We start from the raw sequence: 19,059 nt of genomic DNA, 5'->3' as shown, positions 1-19,059 counted from the left end.
GCCCCCACCCGCAGGCGGCGGGTGGGGGCGGGGGACGGGGTGGCCGGTGGGTTACGCCAGCAGCGACGGGATCGTCTGCTCGTGGGTCTCGCGGAGTTCGGCCAGGGAGAGGGTGAACTCGCCCTGGACCTCCACCGCGTCGCCGTCCACGACGCCGATGCGGGTGGCGGGCAGGCCCCGGGCACCGCACATGTCGTTGAAGCGCACCTCCTCCGAGCGCGGCACGGCGACGACGGCGCGGCCGGCCGACTCGGAGAGCAGGAAGGTGAACGCGTCGAGACCGTCCGGCACGACCAGGCGGGCGCCCTTGCCGCCGAGGAGCGCCGACTCCACGACCGCCTGGACCAGGCCGCCGTCGGACAGGTCGTGCGCGGAGTCGATCATGCCGTCGCGGGAGGCGGAGATCAGGATCTCGGCCAGCAGCCGCTCGCGCTCCAGGTCGACCTTCGGGGGCATGCCGCCGAGGTGGTCGTGGACCACCTGGGACCAGGCCGAACCGCCGAACTCCTCCCGGGTGTCGCCCAGCAGGTAGAGGAGCTGGCCCTCCTCCTGGAAGGCGACCGGGGTACGGCGGGCCACGTCGTCGATGACGCCGAGGACCGCGACCACCGGGGTCGGGTGGATGGCGGCCTCGCCGGTCTGGTTGTAGAGCGAGACGTTGCCGCCGGTCACCGGGGTGCCGAGCTGCCGGCAGCCGTCCGCCAGGCCGCGCACGGCCTCCGCGAACTGCCACATCACCGCCGAGTCCTCGGGCGAGCCGAAGTTCAGGCAGTCGGAGACGGCGAGCGGCCTGGCGCCGGTCGTCGCCACGTTCCGGTAGGCCTCCGCCAGGGCCAGCTGCGCGCCCGTGTACGGGTCCAGCTTGGCGTACCGGCCGTTGCCGTCCGTCGCGATGGCGACGCCGAGGCCGGACTCCTCGTCGATGCGGATCATGCCCGAGTCCTCGGGCTGCGCGAGGACGGTGTTGCCCTGCACGAAGTGGTCGTACTGCGAGGTGATCCACTTCTTGGAGGCCTGGTTGGGGGAGCCCACCAGCCGCAGGACCTGGTCCTTCAGCTCCTCGCCGGTCGCCGGGCGGGGGAGCTTCCCGGCGTCGTCGGCCTGGAGGACGTCCTGCCAGTCCGGGCGGGCGTAGGGGCGCTCGTAGACCGGGCCGTCGTGGGCGACGGTGCGCGGGTCGACGTCGACGATCTTGCCGCCGTGCCAGAAGATCTCCAGGCGGTCGCCGTCGGTGACCTCGCCGATCACCGTGGCGATGACGTCCCACTTGGCGCAGATCTCCAGGAACCGGTCGACCTTCCCCGGCTCGACCACGGCGCACATGCGTTCCTGCGACTCGCTCATGAGGATCTCCTCGGGCGAGAGCGTGGAGTCGCGCAGCGGCACGTCGTCCAGGGTGACGCGCATGCCGCCGGAGCCGTTGGAGGCAAGCTCCGAGGTGGCGCAGGACAGGCCCGCCGCGCCGAGGTCCTGGATGCCGACGACGAGCTTCTCCCGGAAGGCCTCCAGCGTGCACTCGATGAGGAGCTTCTCCTGGAAGGGGTCGCCGACCTGGACCGCCGGGCGCTTCGACGGCTTGGCGTCGTCGAAGGTCTCGGAGGCGAGGATGGAGGCGCCGCCGATGCCGTCGCCGCCGGTCCGGGCGCCGTAGAGGATGACCTGGTTGCCGGCGCCGGAGGCCTTGGCGAGGTGGATGTCCTCGTGCCGCATCACACCGATGGCACCGGCGTTGACCAGCGGGTTGCCCTGGTAGCAGGCGTCGAAGACGACCTCGCCGCCGATGTTGGGCAGGCCCAGGCAGTTGCCGTAGCCGCCGATGCCGGCGACCACTCCGGGCAGGACGCGCTTGGTGTCGGGGTGGTCGGCCGCGCCGAAGCGCAGCGGGTCGACCACGGCGACCGGGCGGGCGCCCATCGCGATGATGTCGCGGACGATGCCGCCGACGCCCGTGGCCGCGCCCTGGTAGGGCTCGACGTAGGACGGGTGGTTGTGCGACTCGACCTTGAAGGTGACCGCGTAGCCCTGGCCGACGTCGACGACGCCGGCGTTCTCGCCGATGCCGACGAGGAGGGCGTCGCTCTCGGGGGCCTTCTCGCCGAACTGGCGGAGGTGGACCTTGGAGGACTTGTACGAGCAGTGCTCGGACCACATCACCGAGTACATGGCGAGCTCGGCGCCGGTCGGGCGGCGGCCGAGGATCTCCACGACCCGCTCGTACTCGTCCTTCTTCAGGCCGAGTTCGGCCCAGGGCAGCTCGACGTCGGGGGTCGCGGCCGCGTGCTCGACCGTGTCCAGAGGCGTCCTGCTCATGCGGTGACCAGCTTCTTGAGGATCGAGGTGAAGAAGGGCAGGCCGTCGGTGCGGCCGGAGCCGATCAGCGGCTCGACGGCGTGCTCGGGGTGCGGCATGAGACCGACGACGTTCCCGGCCTCGTTGGTGATGCCGGCGATGTCGCGGAGCGAGCCGTTGGGGTTGACGTCGAGGTACCGGAAGACCACGCGGCCCTCCGCCTCCAGCTCGTCGAGCGTGTACGTGTCCGCGACGAACCGGCCGTCCATGTTCTTCAGCGGGATGTGGATCTCCTGCCCGGCGGTGTAGTCGCCGGTCCAGGCGGTCCCCGCGTTCTCCACCCGCAGCTTCTGGTCGCGGCAGATGAAGTGGAGGTGGTCGTTGCCGAGCATGGCGCCCGGGAGGAGGTGGGCCTCGGTCAGGACCTGGAAGCCGTTGCAGATGCCGAGCACCGGCAGCCCGGCCCGCGCCTGCTCGACGACGCTCTCCATCACCGGCGAGAAGCGGGAGATGGCACCGGCGCGCAGGTAGTCGCCGTAGGAGAAACCGCCGGGCAGGACCACGGCGTCGACCTGCTTGAGGTCCTTGTCCTTGTGCCAGAGGGCGACCGGTTCGGCACCCGCCAGGCGGATCGCGCGCTGGGTGTCCCGGTCGTCGAGGCTGCCCGGGAAAGTGACGACGCCAATACGAGCGGTCACTTCGCGGCCTCCGCGACTTCCTCCACCTTGACGGTGAAGTCCTCGATCACGGTGTTGGCGAGGAAGGATTCGGCAAGATCGTGAATGCGGGCGAGCGCGGCCTCGTCGACCGGGCCCTCCACTTCCAGTTCGAATCGCTTTCCCTGACGTACGTCGGAGATGCCGTCGAAACCCAGGCGCGGCAGTGCGCGCTGCACCGCCTGGCCCTGGGGGTCGAGGATCTCCGGCTTGAGCATGACGTCGACTACGACGCGTGCCACTGGCACTCCCGGTGTGTGGTGCTGAGCAGGTCCCTTCAGACTACCCGCACAAAATTTCTACGCGGGTAGAGTCGTAGGAATCTACGTGACGGGCGTCACGATCCGGTATCGGGCGGGGGCGTTCGTGAAGAGTTCTGGGAAAGTTCGCCGTTCAGGACCGGATCCCGTTTTGTGCGGGGACACGCGGGCGGATTTAGCCGGGCTTCCCTTTGCAATGCCCGGCACTGTACAAATGAATTGGCGACAGCCGATACTTTTCCCGATAACAGGCGGACAGTCGACATCTCCGAACGTCTTCGCACGTCACCGCGGAGCACGTGGCAGCAGGTGTCGCACGAAGGGACCGATTATTCGTGGCGCAGCGTGTCGTGGTCACTCTCTTTGACGACATGGACGGCTCGGAAGCGGCGGAGACGGTCGCCTTCGGACTCGACGGCAAGTCCTACGAGATCGACCTGAACCAAACCAATGCCAAGGAACTGCGCAAGGCGCTCGCGCCGTACCTGGAGGCAGGCCGGAAGCGGTCGAAGTCGGGCAGGGCCTACCGGCAGACGGAGGTCGCCCCGGACCCCGCCGCCGTCCGGGCCTGGGCGCAGGCCAACAAGCTGGAGGTGCCGGCCCGCGGGCGGATCCCCAAGCGGGTCTACGAGGCCTTCGCCTCGGCACAGTGACACGGCGGGCCGCGGCCTCCGGCTCCGCCGGGGGCCGCTCCGCCCGGCTCAGCGCCCGTCAGCGGGCCCTGCGGCCAACCGACTTGCGCTACCCCCCTGCTGATCAGCTAATGTCTGGAGCACGCCGAGGGGCGAGGCCGAGACGCCGAAGTCCCGAGGACTACATGCGGGTGTAGTTCAGTAGTAGAACATCCCCCTTCCAGGGGGAAGGCGCAGTGTGCGATTCCTGTCACCCGCTCTGCACCGCCGGTCCGGACCACACATGTGGATCAGGTAGGCTGGTGCTCGCGCCGATCGGTGGGAGCCGGTCGGAGGCAATGCGGACGTAGCTCAGTTGGTAGAGCGCAACCTTGCCAAGGTTGAGGTCGCGAGTTCGAGCCTCGTCGTCCGCTCGGAAAAAAGACCCCGGTCCTGAGATCGGGGTCTTTTCGTTCTCTGTCTCCCGGTCCTCCTTTCGCGTCCCTCCGCACCTGACATGTGTCATGCCGAGCGATGACACCGCGCACTGCTCCCGGCCCTCCGCCGGCAGGACGCTGAAGCCATGGACGCGAACGAACACGTGATGGAGATCACCGACCTGCGCCGGGTCTACGCGGGCGGGTTCGAGGCGGTGCGCGGGATCACGTTCCACGTGAAACGCGGCGAGGTCTTCGCCCTGCTGGGCACCAACGGCGCGGGCAAGACATCGACGGTCGAGGTGATCGAGGGCCTCTCCCCACCGGCCTCGGGACGCGTCCGGGTGCTGGGCCGCGATCCGTACACCGAACGCGCCGCCGTCCGGCCGCGCACCGGCGTCATGCTCCAGGAGGGCGGCTTCCCGGCCGAGCTGACCGTCGCCGAGACCGTGCGGATGTGGGCGGGCTGCGTCAGCGGGGCCCGCCCGGAGGGGGAGGTGCTGCACCTGGTCGGGCTCGGCGGGCGGGCCGGCGTACGGGTCAAACAGCTCTCCGGCGGCGAACGGCGGCGGCTGGACCTGGCCCTCGCCCTGCTCGGCGACCCCGAGGTGCTGTTCCTGGACGAGCCGACGACCGGACTGGACGCCGAAGGCCGCCGGGACACCTGGGACTTGGTGCGCGCCCTGCGCGACGGCGGGACGACCGTGCTGCTCACCACCCACTACCTGGACGAGGCCGAGGGCCTCGCCGACCGGCTCGCGATCCTGCACGACGGACGCATCGCCACCACCGGCACCCCGGCCGAGGTGACCGCCGCCCAGCCCGCCCGGATCTCCTTCCGGCTGCCGGACGGGTACTTCCTGGGGGACCTGCCTCCGCTCGCCGAACTCGGCGTCTGCGGGCACGAGGTCGACGGCGGCGTCGTACGGCTGCGGACCCGGGAGCTGCAGCGCACCGCCACCGGCGTGCTGACGTGGGCCGAGCGGTCCGGGGTCGTGCTCAGTGGTCTCGACGCGCGCTCGGCCTCCCTGGAGGAGGCGTTCCTAGGGATCGCCCGCGAGCAGGAGGTCATGGCATGAGCAGCATCGCCTTGGCACCGGCGGGCCGCCGGATGCGGGCACTGGCCCGGGCCGAACTGGCCCTGCTCGGCCGCAACCGCGGGGTCGTGTTCACCGCGCTGGCCGTCCCCCTGGTCCTGCCCTTCACCGTCCGCCCCGCCCTCGACCGGATGGAGCCGGCGAAGAGCGGCCTGCCGGTCGGCGGGGCGATGGCGACGGCCGCGATCGGCTTCTCCTTCCTCTTCGCCGTGTACACCTCCCTGGTGAACACCTACGTCGCCCGCCGCGAGGAACTCGTCCTCAAACGGCTGCGCACCGGCGAGCTCTCCGACACCGAGATCCTCACCGGCACGGCCCTGCCGGCCGTCGCACTCGGCCTGGCCCAGGCCCTGCTGCTGAGCGTGGCCTGCGGGGTGCTGCTGCACACCGGAGCGCCCCGAGCCCCGTACCTGACCGTGCTCGGGCTGGTGTCGGGGCTCGTCCTGAGCCCCGCGCTGGCCGCGCTCACCGCGGCCGTCACCCGGAGCGTGGAGAGCGGCCAGGTCACGGCGCTGCCGCTGGTGTTCGTCTCCATGGTGGGCTCCGGCATCGCCGTCCCGGCCGGCCTCCTTCCCGACCGGATCGCCTCCGTCTGTGCCCTCCTGCCGCTGTCCGGGCCGATGCGGCTGGTCGGCGCGGGCTGGACCGGCCGGCTGGACTCGTACGAGCTGCTGGGCGCTCTGGTGTCGGCACTGGCCTGGTGCCTCGTCGCCGTGTTTGCTGTACGGCGGTGGTTCCGGTGGGAACCGCGTAGGTGACGGGGGGCGCGGCGATGGGGCGGATCCGGCGGTGGCATCAACGGCACTGGCGTGCCCTCAGCAAGGCCGAGCGGGTCGAGCTGCAGAGCGTGGTCACCTGGCACGCCAGCATCTGGGTGTTCCCGCTCAGCTGGCTGCTGCTGCCCATGGTGGGCGGCCTCGACCGCAGGCCGCTGCCGTTGACGCTCGGCGGGCTCCTCGTCGTGGTGACCGTCCTGCAGTGCGCTGCGGCCGGCCGTGGGCTCCGGCACGCGCTCGACCACTACCTCGGGCGCCGCGCGCTGCCGCCGCGCGCGATGGTCCCTCCCGCCGCCCTGCTCGGCCTGGCGCTCGCCCTGATCGTGGTGCTCGCCTCGGTGCACGGGACGGATCCCGTCACGACCCGGCTCTCGATCGGTGCGGCACTCATGCCGTTCGGCCTGCCGTACGCGCTCGCCGTGCCGGTCCACGTCTTCCTGCGCCGGAGCGCGGCCCTCGCCGTGGCGCTCGTGGCCGCCCTCGCTGTCGTGCGGCCCCTCGGTCCCGGTCTCGTGGCCACGGTGGTGGTGATCGCCTTCGCCGCGGGCTTCTCCCTGTCCGCCGCGCGCTGCGGGGCCTGGACGCTGTCCGTGCTGTGGGAGGCGGAACGGGCCCGCGAGATCGAGGCCCGGCTCGCCGTGGCCGAGGAGCGCCTGCGGTTCGGGCGGGACCTGCACGACGTGTTGGGGCGCAACCTGGCGGTCATCGCGCTGAAGGCCGAGCTGGCCGTGCAGCTCGCGCAGCGGGGACGGCCGGAGGCCGTGGCGCAGATGACCGAGGTGCAGCGGCTGGCCCAGGAGTCGCAGCGCGAGGTGCGCGCCGTCGTCCGCGGCTACCGCGAGGCGGACCTGGGAGCCGAACTGACCGGTGCCCAGGGGGTGCTGGCGGCCGCGGGCATCGCCTGCACGGTGACCGGATCGGCCGCCGGGCTGCCCGCGTCCGTGCAGTCCGCGCTCGGCTGGGTGGTTCGCGAGGCCGCCACCAACGTCCTCCGGCACGGCGCGCCCCGGACGTGCGCCGTCACCCTGCGGGTGGCGGACGGCGGCGCCGAGCTGACCGTGGAGAACGACGGGGTGCCGGAGCGGTGTCCCGGCCCCGAGGCCGGTCGCGGGTCCGGCCTCGCGGGACTGCGGGAGCGCCTGGCCCAGCTCGACGGCACCCTGTGCGCCGGGCCGGCCGGGCCCGGCCGGTTCCGGCTCACCGCCGCGGTGCCCCTGCCGCCGCCCGCGGACGGCGCACCCCCTGTCCCGCCGCCCGCGTCCGCCCCGCTGAGCGAGGTCACCCCATGACTCCGTCCCCCCGCCCGGTCCGGCTGCTGCTCGCCGACGACGAGCACCTCATCCGCGGGGCCCTGGCAGCGCTGCTCGCCCTGGAGGACGACCTCCTCGTCGTCGCGGAGGCGGCGAGCGGGCCCGAGGCGCTGGCGATGGCGATGGCGCACGCACCCGACGTCGCCGTGCTGGACCTCCAGATGCCCGGCGCGGACGGTGTGAAGGTCGCCACATCCCTGCGGACGGACCTGCCGGACTGCCGGGTCCTGATCGTCACCGGGCACGGACGGCCCGGGCACCTGAAGCGGGCGCTGGCGGCCGGGGTGCGAGGATTCGTCCCGAAGACCGTCAGCGCGCAGCGGCTCGCCGAGGTCATCCGGACCGTCCACGCGGGAAACCGCTACGTCGACCCGGAGTTGGCGGCCGACGCGATCTCCGCCGGGGACTCCCCGCTGACCGCGCGCGAGGCGGAGGTGCTGGAACTGGCCGCCGACGGGGCGCCCGTCGCGGAGATCGCCGCACGGGCGGCGCTGTCGCCGGGCACCGTGCGGAACTACCTCTCCTCGGCGGTGACCAAGCTCGGGGCGGAGAACCGCCACGCGGCAGTGCGCCTCGCACGCGGGCGAGGTTGGGTATAGTTGCTCTCGCGCCACGGCGCACTGCGGACGTAGCTCAGTTGGTAGAGCGCAACCTTGCCAAGGTTGAGGTCGCGAGTTCGAGCCTCGTCGTCCGCTCCATGAAGAAGCCCCCGGTTCCACCGGGGGCTTCTCACGTGTGCGGCCCGGGGAGCGCGGGCGGCGCCTCGGAGCGGTCCGGGGCGCGGTGCCTCAGCTCCAGCTCATCCCCGTCAGACGCTCGTACGCCTCCAGGTACTTCGCCCGGGTCGCCTCGACCACCTGCGGCGGCAGCGGCGGCGGGGGCTGCTCGCCGCGGCGGTCCCAGCCGGACTCCGCGGAGGTCAGCCAGTCCCGGACGAACTGCTTGTCGTAGGACGGCTGCGCGCGGCCCGGCTGCCACTGGTCGGCCGGCCAGAAGCGGGAGGAGTCCGGGGTGAGGACCTCGTCGGCGAGGACGAGGCGGTCCTCGGCGTCGAAGCCGAACTCGAACTTGGTGTCCGCGAGGACGATGCCGCGGTCGCGGGCGATGTCCCGGGCGCGTCCGTAGACGTCGAGGGTCGTGCGGCGCAGCCGGGCGGCGGTGTCGGCGCCGACCTGCCGGGCCACCTCCTCGTAGGAGACGTTCTCGTCGTGCTCGCCGACCTCCGCCTTGGTGGCCGGGGTGAAGATCGGGGCGGGCAGCTCGGAGCCGTCCACCAGGCCCTCGGGCAGGGCGAGGCCGCAGACCGTGCGGGTCTGCTCGTACTCCGCCAGGCCGGAGCCGGTGAGGTAGCCGCGGGCCACGCACTCCACCGGGACCATCCGCAGCGAGGAGCAGACCAGGGTGCGGCCGGCCCAGTCGGCGGGGGCGCCCTCGGGCAGGTCGGTGCTCAGGACGTGGTGGGGGACGAGGTCGGCGAGGCGGTCGAACCACCACAGGGAGAGCCGGGTGAGGACGCGGCCCTTGTCGGGGATCTCGGTCGGCAGGACCCAGTCGTAGGCGGACATGCGGTCGCTGGCGACCATCACGAGGTCACCCGCCTCGTTCCGGTACAGGTCGCGCACCTTGCCGGTGTGCAGATGCACCAGACCCGGAACCTCGATCGGCTCGGGCTTTTCGACGAATCCGGACACGGTTCCTCCCCGTGGTTCTGTCCAAGTGCCTCGATTCTCCCGTATGCGGAGGACCGGCCTCGGACAGGGGGTGGGTCAGGGGCCCGGAGCGGCCGGGCGGGGCGGGCGGATCCGTCAGTCCCGTTTGCAGATGCGGTCCAGGAGGTTGGCCGTCGCGCGCTGGACCCGCGGGTCGACGTGGCCGGGCCGGTCCAGTGCCGGGGACCAGGCGAACGTCCCGGACGCGAAGACCAGGGCGCCGGACGGGGCCCGGTACAGCGACGTCTCCTGGTGGCGCAGGACGCCCTCGCCGTCGGTGTACGGCGAGTGGGCGAGCAGGATGCGGTCCTGGTGGTCGGGGAGCGGGGCGCGGGGGAAGTAGCGGTCGGCCTCGCCCGCGACCAGGCCCTCGATGCCGTCGCCCTCCTGCGCCCCGGTCGCCTCCCACAGCCAGTGGCCGGCGTTGCGCACGATCAGCGGGTGCGGCTCGGGGACGCGGCCCGCGTACTGGATGCCGACCAGCTGCTGCTCGGGCCGGTCGATCTCCCGCCACAGCACCGGCCGGCCCGGCCCACGGCGCTTGCGGCAGGTCAGCAGGCGGTCGGGGACACCGGACGGGGAGGGGCCGAGCTCCACCTGCCAGTACATGGTGTTGGCGGAGAGGAACACCAGGGAGGTTCCGTGGTCGCGGGCGTGTTCGGCGTTCCGGCGCATGCCGGCCGACCAGTACTCGTCGTGCCCGGGGAAGACCAGGCCGCGGTAGCGGGTGGGGTCGACGCGGCCGGCGTGCAGGTCGCGGGCGTCGGCGTAGGCGAGGTCGTAGCCGTAGCGCTCGGCCCAGCGGATGAAGTCGTAGGCGTGGCCCACGTGCAGGGGCAGGCCCGCGCCGGCGTAGGGCCGGTCGAAGGAGACCGTGGTCGCGGCGTCCCGCTCGCCGAGCAGCCGGCCCGAGGCGTCCCAGGCGTGGTAGAGGCTGGCGCCGGTGCGGCCGTCCTCGGGGTAGAGGTTGTAGGCCTGCCAGGTGATGTCGGGCAGCAGCAGGAGCAGGTCCGCGGGGCGGTCGTCGCGGACGGTGAAGGGCACGTGGGAGCGGTAGCCGTCGGCCGTGGTGAGGACCGCGACGTAGGCGCCGATGCTCCAGTAGGAGGGGACCTGCAGCCGCCAGGACAGCCACCAGTGGTGGCAGGAGACCGTGCGGTCGGCGGCCAGCGGCGGGTGCTGGACGATGCCGGACAGCCGGGGACTGGTGGTGATCTTGGCTGCGCCGTCGCCGCCGTAGTGCCCGATGCGGTAGACGTCGACGCTGAACTGCTGCGGCGGGTCGACCGTGACGTGGAAGTCGATCGCCTCACCGGGCGCGACGGCACCGGTGGCGGTGAATCCTTTGATCTGGCCGTGGACGTCGTCGGCCGAGCGGGGGTCGCCGGAGGACCGGGGGGCCGGGACGCGGGGACCGCCGGCCGGGGTCTGCGGCGCCGGGTCCACGTACCAGGGGACCACGTGTCCGGTGTCGTCGAAGTACGTCTCGCTGCCGCGCAGCCAGGGGACCGGCCCCTGGCCGAAGGGGTCCGTGACGGCGTGCGCGAGTGCCCCCGACTCCCAGCGGCGGATGTGCTCCGACCCCATGGCCGTCCCCTCCCTCGTGCCCCCGTGGTCAGTCGTGTGCCGGCGTGTGTGCGCCGGCCGGTGCCTGCCCCGTGCGCTGCCCTGTGCTCGTGTCGTGCCGTACGTGGTGCCGTGCGCCGCGGTGCCGTGTGTCCCGGGTCGGCGTCGCGCCGCCTGCCGTGCGTCGTGCAGTGCCGTGCCGTGCCGTGCCGCACGCTACGCGGTGGGTGCCGCCGAGGCCGCGGGGCGCCCGGTGTGCGGTGTGTCGTATGTCGCGCGCGATTGCCACATGGGTGTTCGGTCCCAGCACATCACATAACGCATGCATGCTGTCACTATTCGTTGCGAATTGGCCGAAAGTGGAAGCCGGGGATCCGGTAAACCGACGTTTCGGCCCGCGATCTGCCCAGGGCCCCGACCGGGCCCGCCGGCCGGCCGGGTCAGCCCAGCCGCACCGGCTTCTCCGGGCGTATGCCGAGGTCGGTCAGCCAGGTCCGCAGCGGGACCGGGTCACCGTCCTCGATCAGAGCCAGCACCTTGGAGCCGAGGTCGGCCGCCCGCTCGCCGTGGATCAGCAGCGCGGGGCCGTCCAGCCAGTCCAGGCCCGGGACCGCCCCCGCCGTGTCCATCGCGGCGCAGCACACCATCGCGGTGACGTGGTCGGTGAGCAGCTCGCGGCCGGTGCGCGGCGGCTGGAGGGGGAACAGCGGCAGTGCGCCCTCGTCCCCCAGGAGGCCCCCGGCGGTCGGCCCGGCGGTCCCGGCCGCGGTGGCGCCCGCCGGGACGGCGGCCTCCTCGCGGGCCAGCGCGGCGCTCAGACCGGCCGCGAGGGCGGCGGTCCGCTCGCTGCCGAACTCGGGCGCTTCATCCCCGTCCTCGCCCCCGTACGCGGGGGCGGCCTCCGCCGGTACGTGTCCCCCTTCGGTCCCCGGTGTCCCTCCCGTGCCGGGCGCACCCCCGATTCCGGGCAGCCCCTCGGCACCGGATATGCCGCCGGTCGCGGCCGTGCCGTGCCGTCCGTACGGGGAGCCGGCCGTCAGCGGCCCGGTGCCGGGACCGGAGTCCGCGTCGCCGGAGGCGGACGGGCCCGCCGACAGATGGTCCAGGACCCGGGCCAGGGTCGGCCCGTGCGGGTCCGCCGCCGGGGTGTCCACGGTGCCGCGCACGCCCTGGGCGTCCAGCACCCGGTGCAGCCGGGCCGCGTCGCTGCGCCAGGTGCGGTCGACGACCTCGTCCGGGTACGCCCCCCAGTCCACCGGGGACCAGCCCGGGCCGTGCTCGGCGGGTCCGCCGTGGAAGAGCCGGGCGGCCAGCAGCGAGGCGGCCTCGTCCACCGTGCCGGGCTCCTCCAGCAGGTCGCAGGCGGGGCGCTCGCCGAGCCGCGAGGCGAACCCCTCGGCCAGCCGGTCCCGGCGGGACAGCTCGGTGAGGGCCGCGACCACGCCGGCGTCCAGGCGCGCCGGCCAGCGGCCCATGCGCCAGGCGGGCAGCGCGACCCGGGTCAGCAGCCGGTCCCACCCGGCGTACGCCAGGCCGACCTGCTCCTGGGCGACGATCCGCAGCCCGTAGTCCACGGCCTGGGCGCGCTCGGCGGCCGCCGACGCCACGCCCCGCTCCATCTCCGTGGCGTGATCCCGGCAGGCCCGCAGCATCAGCCGGGCGGCCCGGCCGAGGGACGCGCACACCGACCGGGACACGGGGCAGCGGCCCGAGGTCGAGGCGACCGCGACGGCCGCGTCCAGCCCGCGGACGAAGCGGCGGGCCGCGGCGATGTCGGGGTGCGCCGAGGGCCCCGTGCCGGCGACGACCGGCGCGAGGACCGCACGCAGCTCGCCCACCCGCATCCACCACAGGAACGGGGAGCCGATCACGAGGACGGGAGCGGCGGCGCGCCGCGACCGGGCGGCGGCCGTGCCGCTCACCCCGTCCGGCTCGTCCCGGCCGGTGCGCGGGGGCGGGCCGTGCGCCGGGTGGGTGCGGTCCTCCAGCCAGCTGTCGCAGTCCGGGGTCAGGGCTATGGCGGACGGGGCGGGCACGTCGAGGCGCTCCGCGAGGTCGCGCACCAGCCGGTACAGGTCCGGCGCGGCCGCCTCGGCGATCGGGACCGTCGGCGTGGTCGCGGGCCGGGCGCGGGCGACGACCAGCCCGACCGCTCCGGCGGCGAGCAGCACGACGACCGCGACGGCGCCCACGATCCAGCGGGCCAGGTCCCAGCCCCGGCCCGTCAGATGCCCCGTGCCGCCGCCCGCGAGCAGCACCACGGCGCAGGCCGCGGGCAGCAGGGCGACGGCCAGCGCCCGGCTGCGCACCCGCAGCACGGCCAGGGCACGCGCACGCGCTGCCTGCGCGCCGATCTCCACACCCGTCCCGGTCACGACCGGACGTCACCCCCTCCCGACTGTCCTGGTGTTGCTCACTCCCCCACTGTGGCACCCGCCACCGACATCGCAATGCCGGTGGGCCAAGTGCCGGAATGCTTGCGCCGCACCCTAGTTGGGGTCCAGTCCCCCGTCAGCCGGATAGCAGATCGGTCACTCGATGGAATGGCTCTGGTCAGAGGTGGACGACAGAAAGCAACGGTCGGGCCCCGGATCGCGTCCGGGGCCCGACCGTGGCGGGCGCGCGCGCCTTCAGCCACCGCCGGCCAGCCGGCGGACGAAGGAAAGCGCAGGTGAGGGGCGGCGCGAGGCGAGGCGGGCAGCCGCCTCGGCGGCCGGTGACCGCCGTGGGCGGCGGTGCGGGAACGGCCCGCGGGCGCGTTACGCGTCCGCCGCCGCCCCGGCCGCGATGTCCGAGCGGTGCTGGGAGCCGTCCAGGCGGACCCGGGCCACGGCCGTGTAGGCGCGGTCGCGGGCCTCCGTCAGGTCCTTGCCGGTCGCCGTGACCGACAGCACGCGGCCGCCCGCGCTCAGCACCGTGTCGCCGTCGCGCCGGGTGCCCGCGTGGAGCACGTACGCGTGCGGGGCGTCCAGCTCGGCCACCTCGTCCAGACCGGTGATCGGGTCGCCGGTGCGGGGGGTGTCCGGGTAGTTGTGGGAGGCGACGACGACGGTGACCGCGGCGTCCTCGCTCCAGCGCAGCGGCTCCACGTCGGAGAGGGTACCGGTGGCCGCGGCCAGCAGGACCCCGGCGAGCGGGGTGCGCAGACGGGCCAGGACGACCTGCGTCTCGGGGTCGCCGAAACGGGCGTTGAACTCGATCACGCGGATGCCGCGGCCGGTGATGGCCAGCCCGGCGTAGAGCAGACCGGAGAAGGGCGTGCCCCGGCGGCGCATCTCGTCCACGGTGGGCCGGAGCACGGTCCGCAGGACGTCGTCCACCAGCTTGGGGTCGGCCCAGGGCAGCGGGGAGTACGCGCCCATGCCGCCGGTGTTCGGGCCCTGGTCGCCGTCGAGGGCGCGCTTGAAGTCCTGCGCGGGCTGGAGCGGGACCACGGTCTCGCCGTCGGTGACGGCGAAGAGGGAGACCTCCGGGCCGTCGAGGTACTCCTCGACGACCACCCGCTCGCAGGCCGCCGCGTGGGCGCGGGCCGTGTCGAGGTCGCCGGTGACGACGACGCCCTTGCCGGCGGCCAGTCCGTCGTCCTTGACGACGTACGGGGCGCCGAAGGCGTCCAGGGCCGCGGCGGCCTCCTGCGGGGTGGTGCAGACGTAGGAGCGGGCCGTGGGCACCCCTGCCGAGGCCATCACGTCCTTCGCGAAGGCCTTGGAGCCCTCGAGCTGCGCGGCCTCGCCGGACGGGCCGAACACCGGGATGCCCGCCGCACGCACGGTGTCGGCGACGCCGGCCACCAGCGGGGCCTCGGGGCCGACGACCACGAGGTCGGCACCGAGCTCGCCGGCCAGCGCGGCGACGGCCGCGCCGTCGAGCGCGTCGACCCGGTGCAACTCGGCGACCTCGGCGATCCCGGCGTTGCCGGGGGCGCAGTGCAGCGCCGTCACGTCGGGGTCGAGGGACAGGGAGCGGCACAGGGCGTGTTCGCGGGCACCGCTGCCGATGACGAGGACCTTCACGGGGCCAGCCTAACGGGAGGCCACCGCCCGGGGTTGTGCGGGCCGCCGAAGGGCGGAGGGGCAGGCGTTCGTGGGTTCCTACGAAGGCGGGCACCTGCCCGGGTGGACGGGTGCCTGCCCGGGGGCGGGCCGGCCCGGGGGCTACTCCGTCGGGTACTCGTCGACGACGGTCGCCCCCAGTTCGCGCACGATCAGGTCGTGGCCGGAGAGGGCGGACTCGTCGAGGTCGGGGTCGTCGTCCTCGGGGATGTCGTCCTCGGGGGAGACCGGGGGCGGCTCGGGGGCGGCGGGCCGGGGCGCCGGGGACGAGGGCGCCGGAGCCGCGGCGGGCGGCCCGGCGGACGCCGACGGGGGTGCCGCGGACACGGGCGGCTGCGGAGCCGCCGGGCGGGGCGCCGCCGCGCCGCCGGGACCGGAGCCGCCGAAGCCGCCGGGCGCCGGGGGTGCGGAGCCGCCGCCGGACGGGTCGACGACCGCCTCGATCTTCCACTGGATGTTGAACTGCTCCGCCAGCGCCTGGCGCAGCACGTCCTCGCTGCCGCTGCCCGCGAAGTTGTCGCGGGCGCCCGCGCTGGCGAAGCCGAGCTGGAGGGTGGTGCCGTCGAAGCCGGTGATCTGTGCGTTCTGGCTGAGCAGGATCCAGGTGAAGCGGCGGCGGTTCTTCACCGCCTCCAGGATGTTCGGCCAGAGGGTGCGTGGGTCCAGGCCGCCGGACGGCGGCGGGGCCATGGGCGCGGGAGCGGAGGACGGCGTGCCGCCCGGAGCCGCCGCCGACTGCGCATGCGCCTGCGGCTGCGGCTGCGTCGAGGCGGGTGCGGGGCGCGCCGGAGCGGCCGCGGGGCGGCCCGCGCCCGGAGCGGCCGCGGTGGGCCAGCCGCCGGGGCGTCGCCCGCCGCCCGCCGGGGCCGCGGCGGGCCAGGCTCCCGGAGCGCCTCCGGACGCGGCGGCGGACGGGGCCGAGGACGCGGGGGCCGCCGGCGCCTGCTGTTCGGCGGGCCGCTCGGCGGCAGCGGGAGCGGGGGACTCGTGCCCGGCGGGCTCGTGCGCGGCGGACGCAGGCGTGCCGGGCTCGGCGGCCGGGACGGCGCCGGTTTCCGCGCCGGGCCCCGGAGCGGGAGCGGCGGGGGCGCCGGGCGCGGCCGGAGCGGCTCCGGCGGGCGCGGGGCCGCCCGTGCCGCGGACGGCGGCGCGCGCCGCCGCGGGGCCGCCACCGGGCGGGACCTGGGGGGCCGCGGGGGCCGCCGGGTGCACCGGAGCCGCCGCCGCTCCCCCGTGGGCCTGGGGTCCGGGCACGTAGCCCATGGCGGGCGCGCCGGTCTGGGGGGCGAGGCTCACGCCGCGCTCGATCCGGTCGAGGCGGGCCATCACCGACCGCTCGTCGCCGTACGCGGCGGGCAGCAGCACGCGCGCGCAGATCAGCTCCAGCTGGAGGCGGGGCGAGGTGGCGCCGCGCATCTCCGTGAGCCCCTCGTTGACCAGATCGGCCGCGCGGCTCAGCTCGGCGGCGCCGAAGGAGTGCGCCTGGGCCTGCATCCGCTCCAGGACGTCGGCCGGGGCGTCGATGAGGCCCTTCTCCGCCGCGTCCGGCACGGCGGCCAGGATGACCAGGTCGCGCAACCGCTCCAGCAGGTCGGCGACGAAGCGCCGCGGGTCGTTGCCGCCCTCGATGACGTGGTCGACCACCTCGAACGCGGCCGCCCCGGCCCCCGAGGCGAAGGCCTCGACCACGGAGTCCAGCAGCGAGCCGTCCGTGTAGCCGAGCAGGGAGGTGGCCATGGCGTAGGTGACGCCCTCGTCGCCCGCGCCGGCGAGCAGCTGGTCCATTACGGACATGGAGTCACGCACGGAACCGGCACCCGCGCGCACGACCAGCGGCAGCACGCCGTCCTCGACGGGGATCTGCTCCCTGCCGCACACCTCGCCCAGGTAGTCCCGCAGGGTGCCGGGCGGGACGAGCCGGAAGGGGTAGTGGTGGGTCCGGGACCGGATGGTGCCGATGACCTTCTCGGGCTCGGTGGTGGCGAAGATGAACTTCAGGTGCTCCGGCGGCTCCTCGACGACCTTGAGCAGCGCGTTGAAGCCGGCCGACGTGACCATGTGGGCCTCGTCGATGATGTAGATCTTGTAGCGGCTGGCGGCGGGCCCGAAGAAGGCCTTCTCCCGCAGCTCGCGGGCGTCGTCCACACCGCCGTGCGACGCGGCGTCGATCTCGATGACGTCGATGGAGCCGGGGCCGTTGCGCGCGAGGTCGCGGCAGGAGGTGCACGCGCCGCACGGCGTCGGCGTGGGGCCCTGCTCGCAGTTCAGGCAGCGGGCCAGGATGCGCGCACTGGTCGTCTTTCCGCACCCGCGCGGACCGCTGAACAGGTACGCGTGATTGACCCGGTTGTTCCGCAGGGCCTGCTGCAGGGGGTCGGTGACATGCTCCTGCCCGATGACCTCGGCGAACGACTCCGGGCGATAGCGGCGGTACAGCGCGAGAGACGACACGCCTACGAGGTTATAGGCGCCCACCGACAACGGTCGCGGCCCGCGGAACGCAGACGCCCCCCACGCACCCGCCAGAGCCGACCTACCCTTGCTGCCTTCCGGCCCTGGGGGAGTTCAGTCAGATAGCGCCGCGTGAGGGGCTGCGCACAGACTACCTGATGGCCGACCCGACAACGAGTTCGCGAGCACTCCTCTCGGTCATGTAATGTTTCCGGCGGAGGATTCGCCTAGAGGCCTAGGGCGCACGCTTGGAAAGCGTGTTGGGGGCAACCCCTCACGAGTTCGAATCTCGTATCCTCCGCCAGTGCCTCACCGGGCACGATGTCGAAGGGCCCCACTGTTCGCAGTGGGGCCCTTCGGCGTGTCCGCCCCCGCGACCGCGTCCCGGCCGGACCCGCGGTCGCAGCGACGTGACGAGCGTCACGCAGGCGGCCACCCCGTGGACCCGCGCCCCTGAGACGCCGTTTCCGCCCGGCCTTCGCGTCCGGCCCGCACGGCGACGTCGCGGCCTGAGCCCGTCCCGGGGCACCGAGCCCCCGGAGAACCGCCGTACGAGGCCGTGCGGGGCCATGGGCGATGCGAGGCCCCGGGCATGGAACAGCCTCCCCGGAGTGATCTCCGAGGAGGCTGTCCTGTGGGAGCCCCGGCGCAGCGCTCAGTACTGCTCGGTCTCCACGAAGCCCGTGCCCGCGTCGTCGTCCGCGTCGAAGGCGGCGGCGATCGGGTCGAATCCGGGCGGGCTGTCCTTCAGGGCCAGGCCCATGCCGGCCAGCTTCGCCTTGACCTCGTCGATCGACTTCGCACCGAAGTTGCGGATGTCGAGCAGGTCGGCCTCGGAGCGCGCCAGCAGCTCACCCACCGAGTGGACGCCCTCGCGCTTGAGGCAGTTGTAGGAGCGGACCGTGAGCTCCAGCTCCTCGATCGGCAGGGCCAGGTCGGCGGCCAGGGCGGCGTCCGTCGGGGACGGGCCCATGTCGATGCCCTCGGCGTCGATGTTCAGCTCACGGGCGAGACCGAACAGCTCGACCAGGGTCTTGCCCGCCGACGCCATGGCGTCACGGGGACGCATGGCCTGCTTCGTCTCGACGTCGACGATCAGCTTGTCGAAGTCGGTGCGCTGCTCGACACGGGTGGCCTCGACCTTGTACGTGACCTTCAGCACCGGGCTGTAGATCGAGTCGACCGGGATCCGGCCGATCTCCTGGCCCACCTGCTTGTTCTGCACGGCGGAGACGTAGCCGCGACCGCGCTCGACGGTCAGCTCCATCTCCAGCTTGCCCTTGCCGTTGAGCGTGGCCAGGACCAGGTCGGGGTTGTGGACCTCGACACCGGCCGGGGGCGCGATGTCGGCGGCGGTGACCAGACCCGGGCCCTGCTTGCGCAGGTACATCACGACCGGCTCGTCCTGCTCCGAGGAGACGACCAGCTGCTTGATGTTGAGGATCAGGTCGGTGACGTCCTCCTTGACGCCCGGCACGGTGGTGAACTCGTGCAGGACACCGTCCACGCGGACGCCGGTGACGGCAGCGCCGGGGATCGACGACAGGAGGGTGCGGCGGAGGGAGTTGCCGAGGGTGTAGCCGAAGCCCGGCTCCAGCGGCTCGATCACGAACCGGGAGCGGAACTCGTCGACGACCTCTTCGGTCAGTGACGGACGTTGAGCAATGAGCACGAGGTGTTCCTCCAGTGTGGGGCGCCCGCTATATGACGCCGTAGACACCACGAAGGGTACGGGCGGTTCGGCCTTCCGCGCGCCCGAACCGCCCGGCCCCGCCCGTGGGCCGA

General features: G+C 73.8%; 14 protein-coding genes, 4 tRNA genes and 1 other RNA gene. 9 read left to right on the top strand and 10 right to left on the bottom strand.

The window, feature by feature from the left end:
• Window positions 1–51: 51 nt before the first annotated feature.
• The 3 genes from purL to purS are packed head-to-tail and all read right to left on the bottom strand — an operon-like array spanning window position 52 to window position 3,247.
• On the bottom strand, window positions 52–2,310 hold the full coding sequence (gene purL, locus P3H78_RS27405) for a phosphoribosylformylglycinamidine synthase subunit PurL (protein ID WP_276111850.1): 2,259 nt from the start codon (window positions 2,308–2,310) through the stop codon (window positions 52–54).
• On the bottom strand, window positions 2,307–2,987 hold the full coding sequence (purQ, locus tag P3H78_RS27400) for a phosphoribosylformylglycinamidine synthase subunit PurQ (RefSeq protein WP_276111849.1): 681 nt from the start codon (window positions 2,985–2,987) through the stop codon (window positions 2,307–2,309). The genes purL and purQ overlap by 4 nt, the downstream gene beginning before the upstream one ends.
• Window positions 2,984–3,247, bottom strand: coding sequence for a phosphoribosylformylglycinamidine synthase subunit PurS (gene purS, locus P3H78_RS27395; RefSeq protein WP_276111848.1), 264 nt, complete (start codon window positions 3,245–3,247; stop codon window positions 2,984–2,986). Before purS ends, purQ begins: the two co-directional genes overlap by 4 nt.
• 353 nt (window positions 3,248–3,600) lie before the next feature.
• Between purS and P3H78_RS27390 the strand changes: the two genes are divergently transcribed.
• The 8 genes from P3H78_RS27390 to P3H78_RS27355 all read left to right on the top strand — a co-directional run bounded on the left by P3H78_RS27390 (window position 3,601) and on the right by P3H78_RS27355 (window position 8,194).
• Window positions 3,601–3,918 (top strand): histone-like nucleoid-structuring protein Lsr2, encoded by a 318-nt coding sequence (locus P3H78_RS27390; RefSeq protein ID WP_276111847.1) that lies wholly within the window; start codon window positions 3,601–3,603, stop codon window positions 3,916–3,918.
• Window positions 3,919–4,084: 166 nt separating this feature from the next.
• Window positions 4,085–4,156 (top strand) — tRNA-Gly (locus tag P3H78_RS27385).
• 81 nt (window positions 4,157–4,237) lie between these two features.
• Window positions 4,238–4,310, top strand: a tRNA-Gly gene (locus P3H78_RS27380).
• A gap of 149 nt (window positions 4,311–4,459) precedes the next feature.
• A complete protein-coding gene (locus tag P3H78_RS27375) occupies window positions 4,460–5,392 on the top strand; it encodes an ABC transporter ATP-binding protein (protein ID WP_276111846.1) in 933 nt (310 codons plus the stop codon).
• Window positions 5,389–6,168, top strand: a complete 780-nt coding sequence (locus tag P3H78_RS27370; RefSeq protein ID WP_276111845.1) for an ABC transporter permease — start codon at window positions 5,389–5,391, stop codon at window positions 6,166–6,168. Before P3H78_RS27375 ends, P3H78_RS27370 begins: the two co-directional genes overlap by 4 nt.
• Before the next feature lie 14 nt (window positions 6,169–6,182).
• Entirely contained in the window at window positions 6,183–7,475 is a 1,293-nt protein-coding gene (locus tag P3H78_RS27365) for a sensor histidine kinase (RefSeq protein ID WP_276111885.1), read from the top strand.
• Entirely contained in the window at window positions 7,472–8,095 is a 624-nt protein-coding gene (locus tag P3H78_RS27360) for a response regulator transcription factor (protein ID WP_276111844.1), read from the top strand. The genes P3H78_RS27365 and P3H78_RS27360 overlap by 4 nt, the downstream gene beginning before the upstream one ends.
• A 23-nt stretch (window positions 8,096–8,118) precedes the next feature.
• A tRNA-Gly gene (locus P3H78_RS27355) sits at window positions 8,119–8,194 on the top strand.
• A gap of 90 nt (window positions 8,195–8,284) precedes the next feature.
• Here P3H78_RS27355 and P3H78_RS27350 read toward each other — a convergent pair.
• From P3H78_RS27350 to ffs, 6 genes are all read right to left on the bottom strand, one after another.
• Window positions 8,285–9,187, bottom strand: coding sequence for a phosphoribosylaminoimidazolesuccinocarboxamide synthase (locus tag P3H78_RS27350; RefSeq protein WP_276111843.1), 903 nt, complete (start codon window positions 9,185–9,187; stop codon window positions 8,285–8,287).
• A gap of 114 nt (window positions 9,188–9,301) precedes the next feature.
• Window positions 9,302–10,792, bottom strand: coding sequence for a N,N-dimethylformamidase beta subunit family domain-containing protein (locus P3H78_RS27345; RefSeq protein ID WP_276111842.1), 1,491 nt, complete (start codon window positions 10,790–10,792; stop codon window positions 9,302–9,304).
• A gap of 419 nt (window positions 10,793–11,211) precedes the next feature.
• The gene (locus tag P3H78_RS27340; protein WP_276111841.1) at window positions 11,212–13,146 is read right to left on the bottom strand and encodes a hypothetical protein; all 1,935 of its coding nucleotides are present in this window, start codon (window positions 13,144–13,146) and stop codon (window positions 11,212–11,214) included.
• 384 nt (window positions 13,147–13,530) lie between these two features.
• Window positions 13,531–14,784: a phosphoribosylamine--glycine ligase gene (gene purD / locus P3H78_RS27335; RefSeq protein ID WP_276111840.1), complete on the bottom strand. Its 1,254-nt coding sequence runs from the start codon at window positions 14,782–14,784 to the stop codon at window positions 13,531–13,533.
• Window positions 14,785–14,925: 141 nt separating this feature from the next.
• A complete protein-coding gene (locus P3H78_RS27330; protein ID WP_276111839.1) occupies window positions 14,926–17,274 on the bottom strand; it encodes a DNA polymerase III subunit gamma and tau in 2,349 nt (782 codons plus the stop codon).
• Window positions 17,275–17,323: 49 nt separating this feature from the next.
• Window positions 17,324–17,418, bottom strand: an RNA gene (gene ffs / locus P3H78_RS27325) — signal recognition particle sRNA small type.
• A gap of 72 nt (window positions 17,419–17,490) precedes the next feature.
• Here ffs and P3H78_RS27320 point away from each other — a divergent pair.
• A tRNA-Ser gene (locus tag P3H78_RS27320) sits at window positions 17,491–17,578 on the top strand.
• A 351-nt stretch (window positions 17,579–17,929) separates the two neighbouring features.
• Here P3H78_RS27320 and P3H78_RS27315 read toward each other — a convergent pair.
• Window positions 17,930–18,946, bottom strand: coding sequence for a DNA-directed RNA polymerase subunit alpha (locus P3H78_RS27315; RefSeq protein ID WP_276111838.1), 1,017 nt, complete (start codon window positions 18,944–18,946; stop codon window positions 17,930–17,932).
• Window positions 18,947–19,059 lie beyond the last annotated feature (113 nt).

Origin of the sequence: Streptomyces tropicalis, from assembly GCF_029269835.1 — a bacterium.
Lineage (GTDB): Bacteria > Actinomycetota > Actinomycetes > Streptomycetales > Streptomycetaceae > Streptomyces > Streptomyces tropicalis.
Note: the sequence above shows the minus strand (reverse complement) of the source record. Positions and strands in the feature narration are given on the sequence as shown.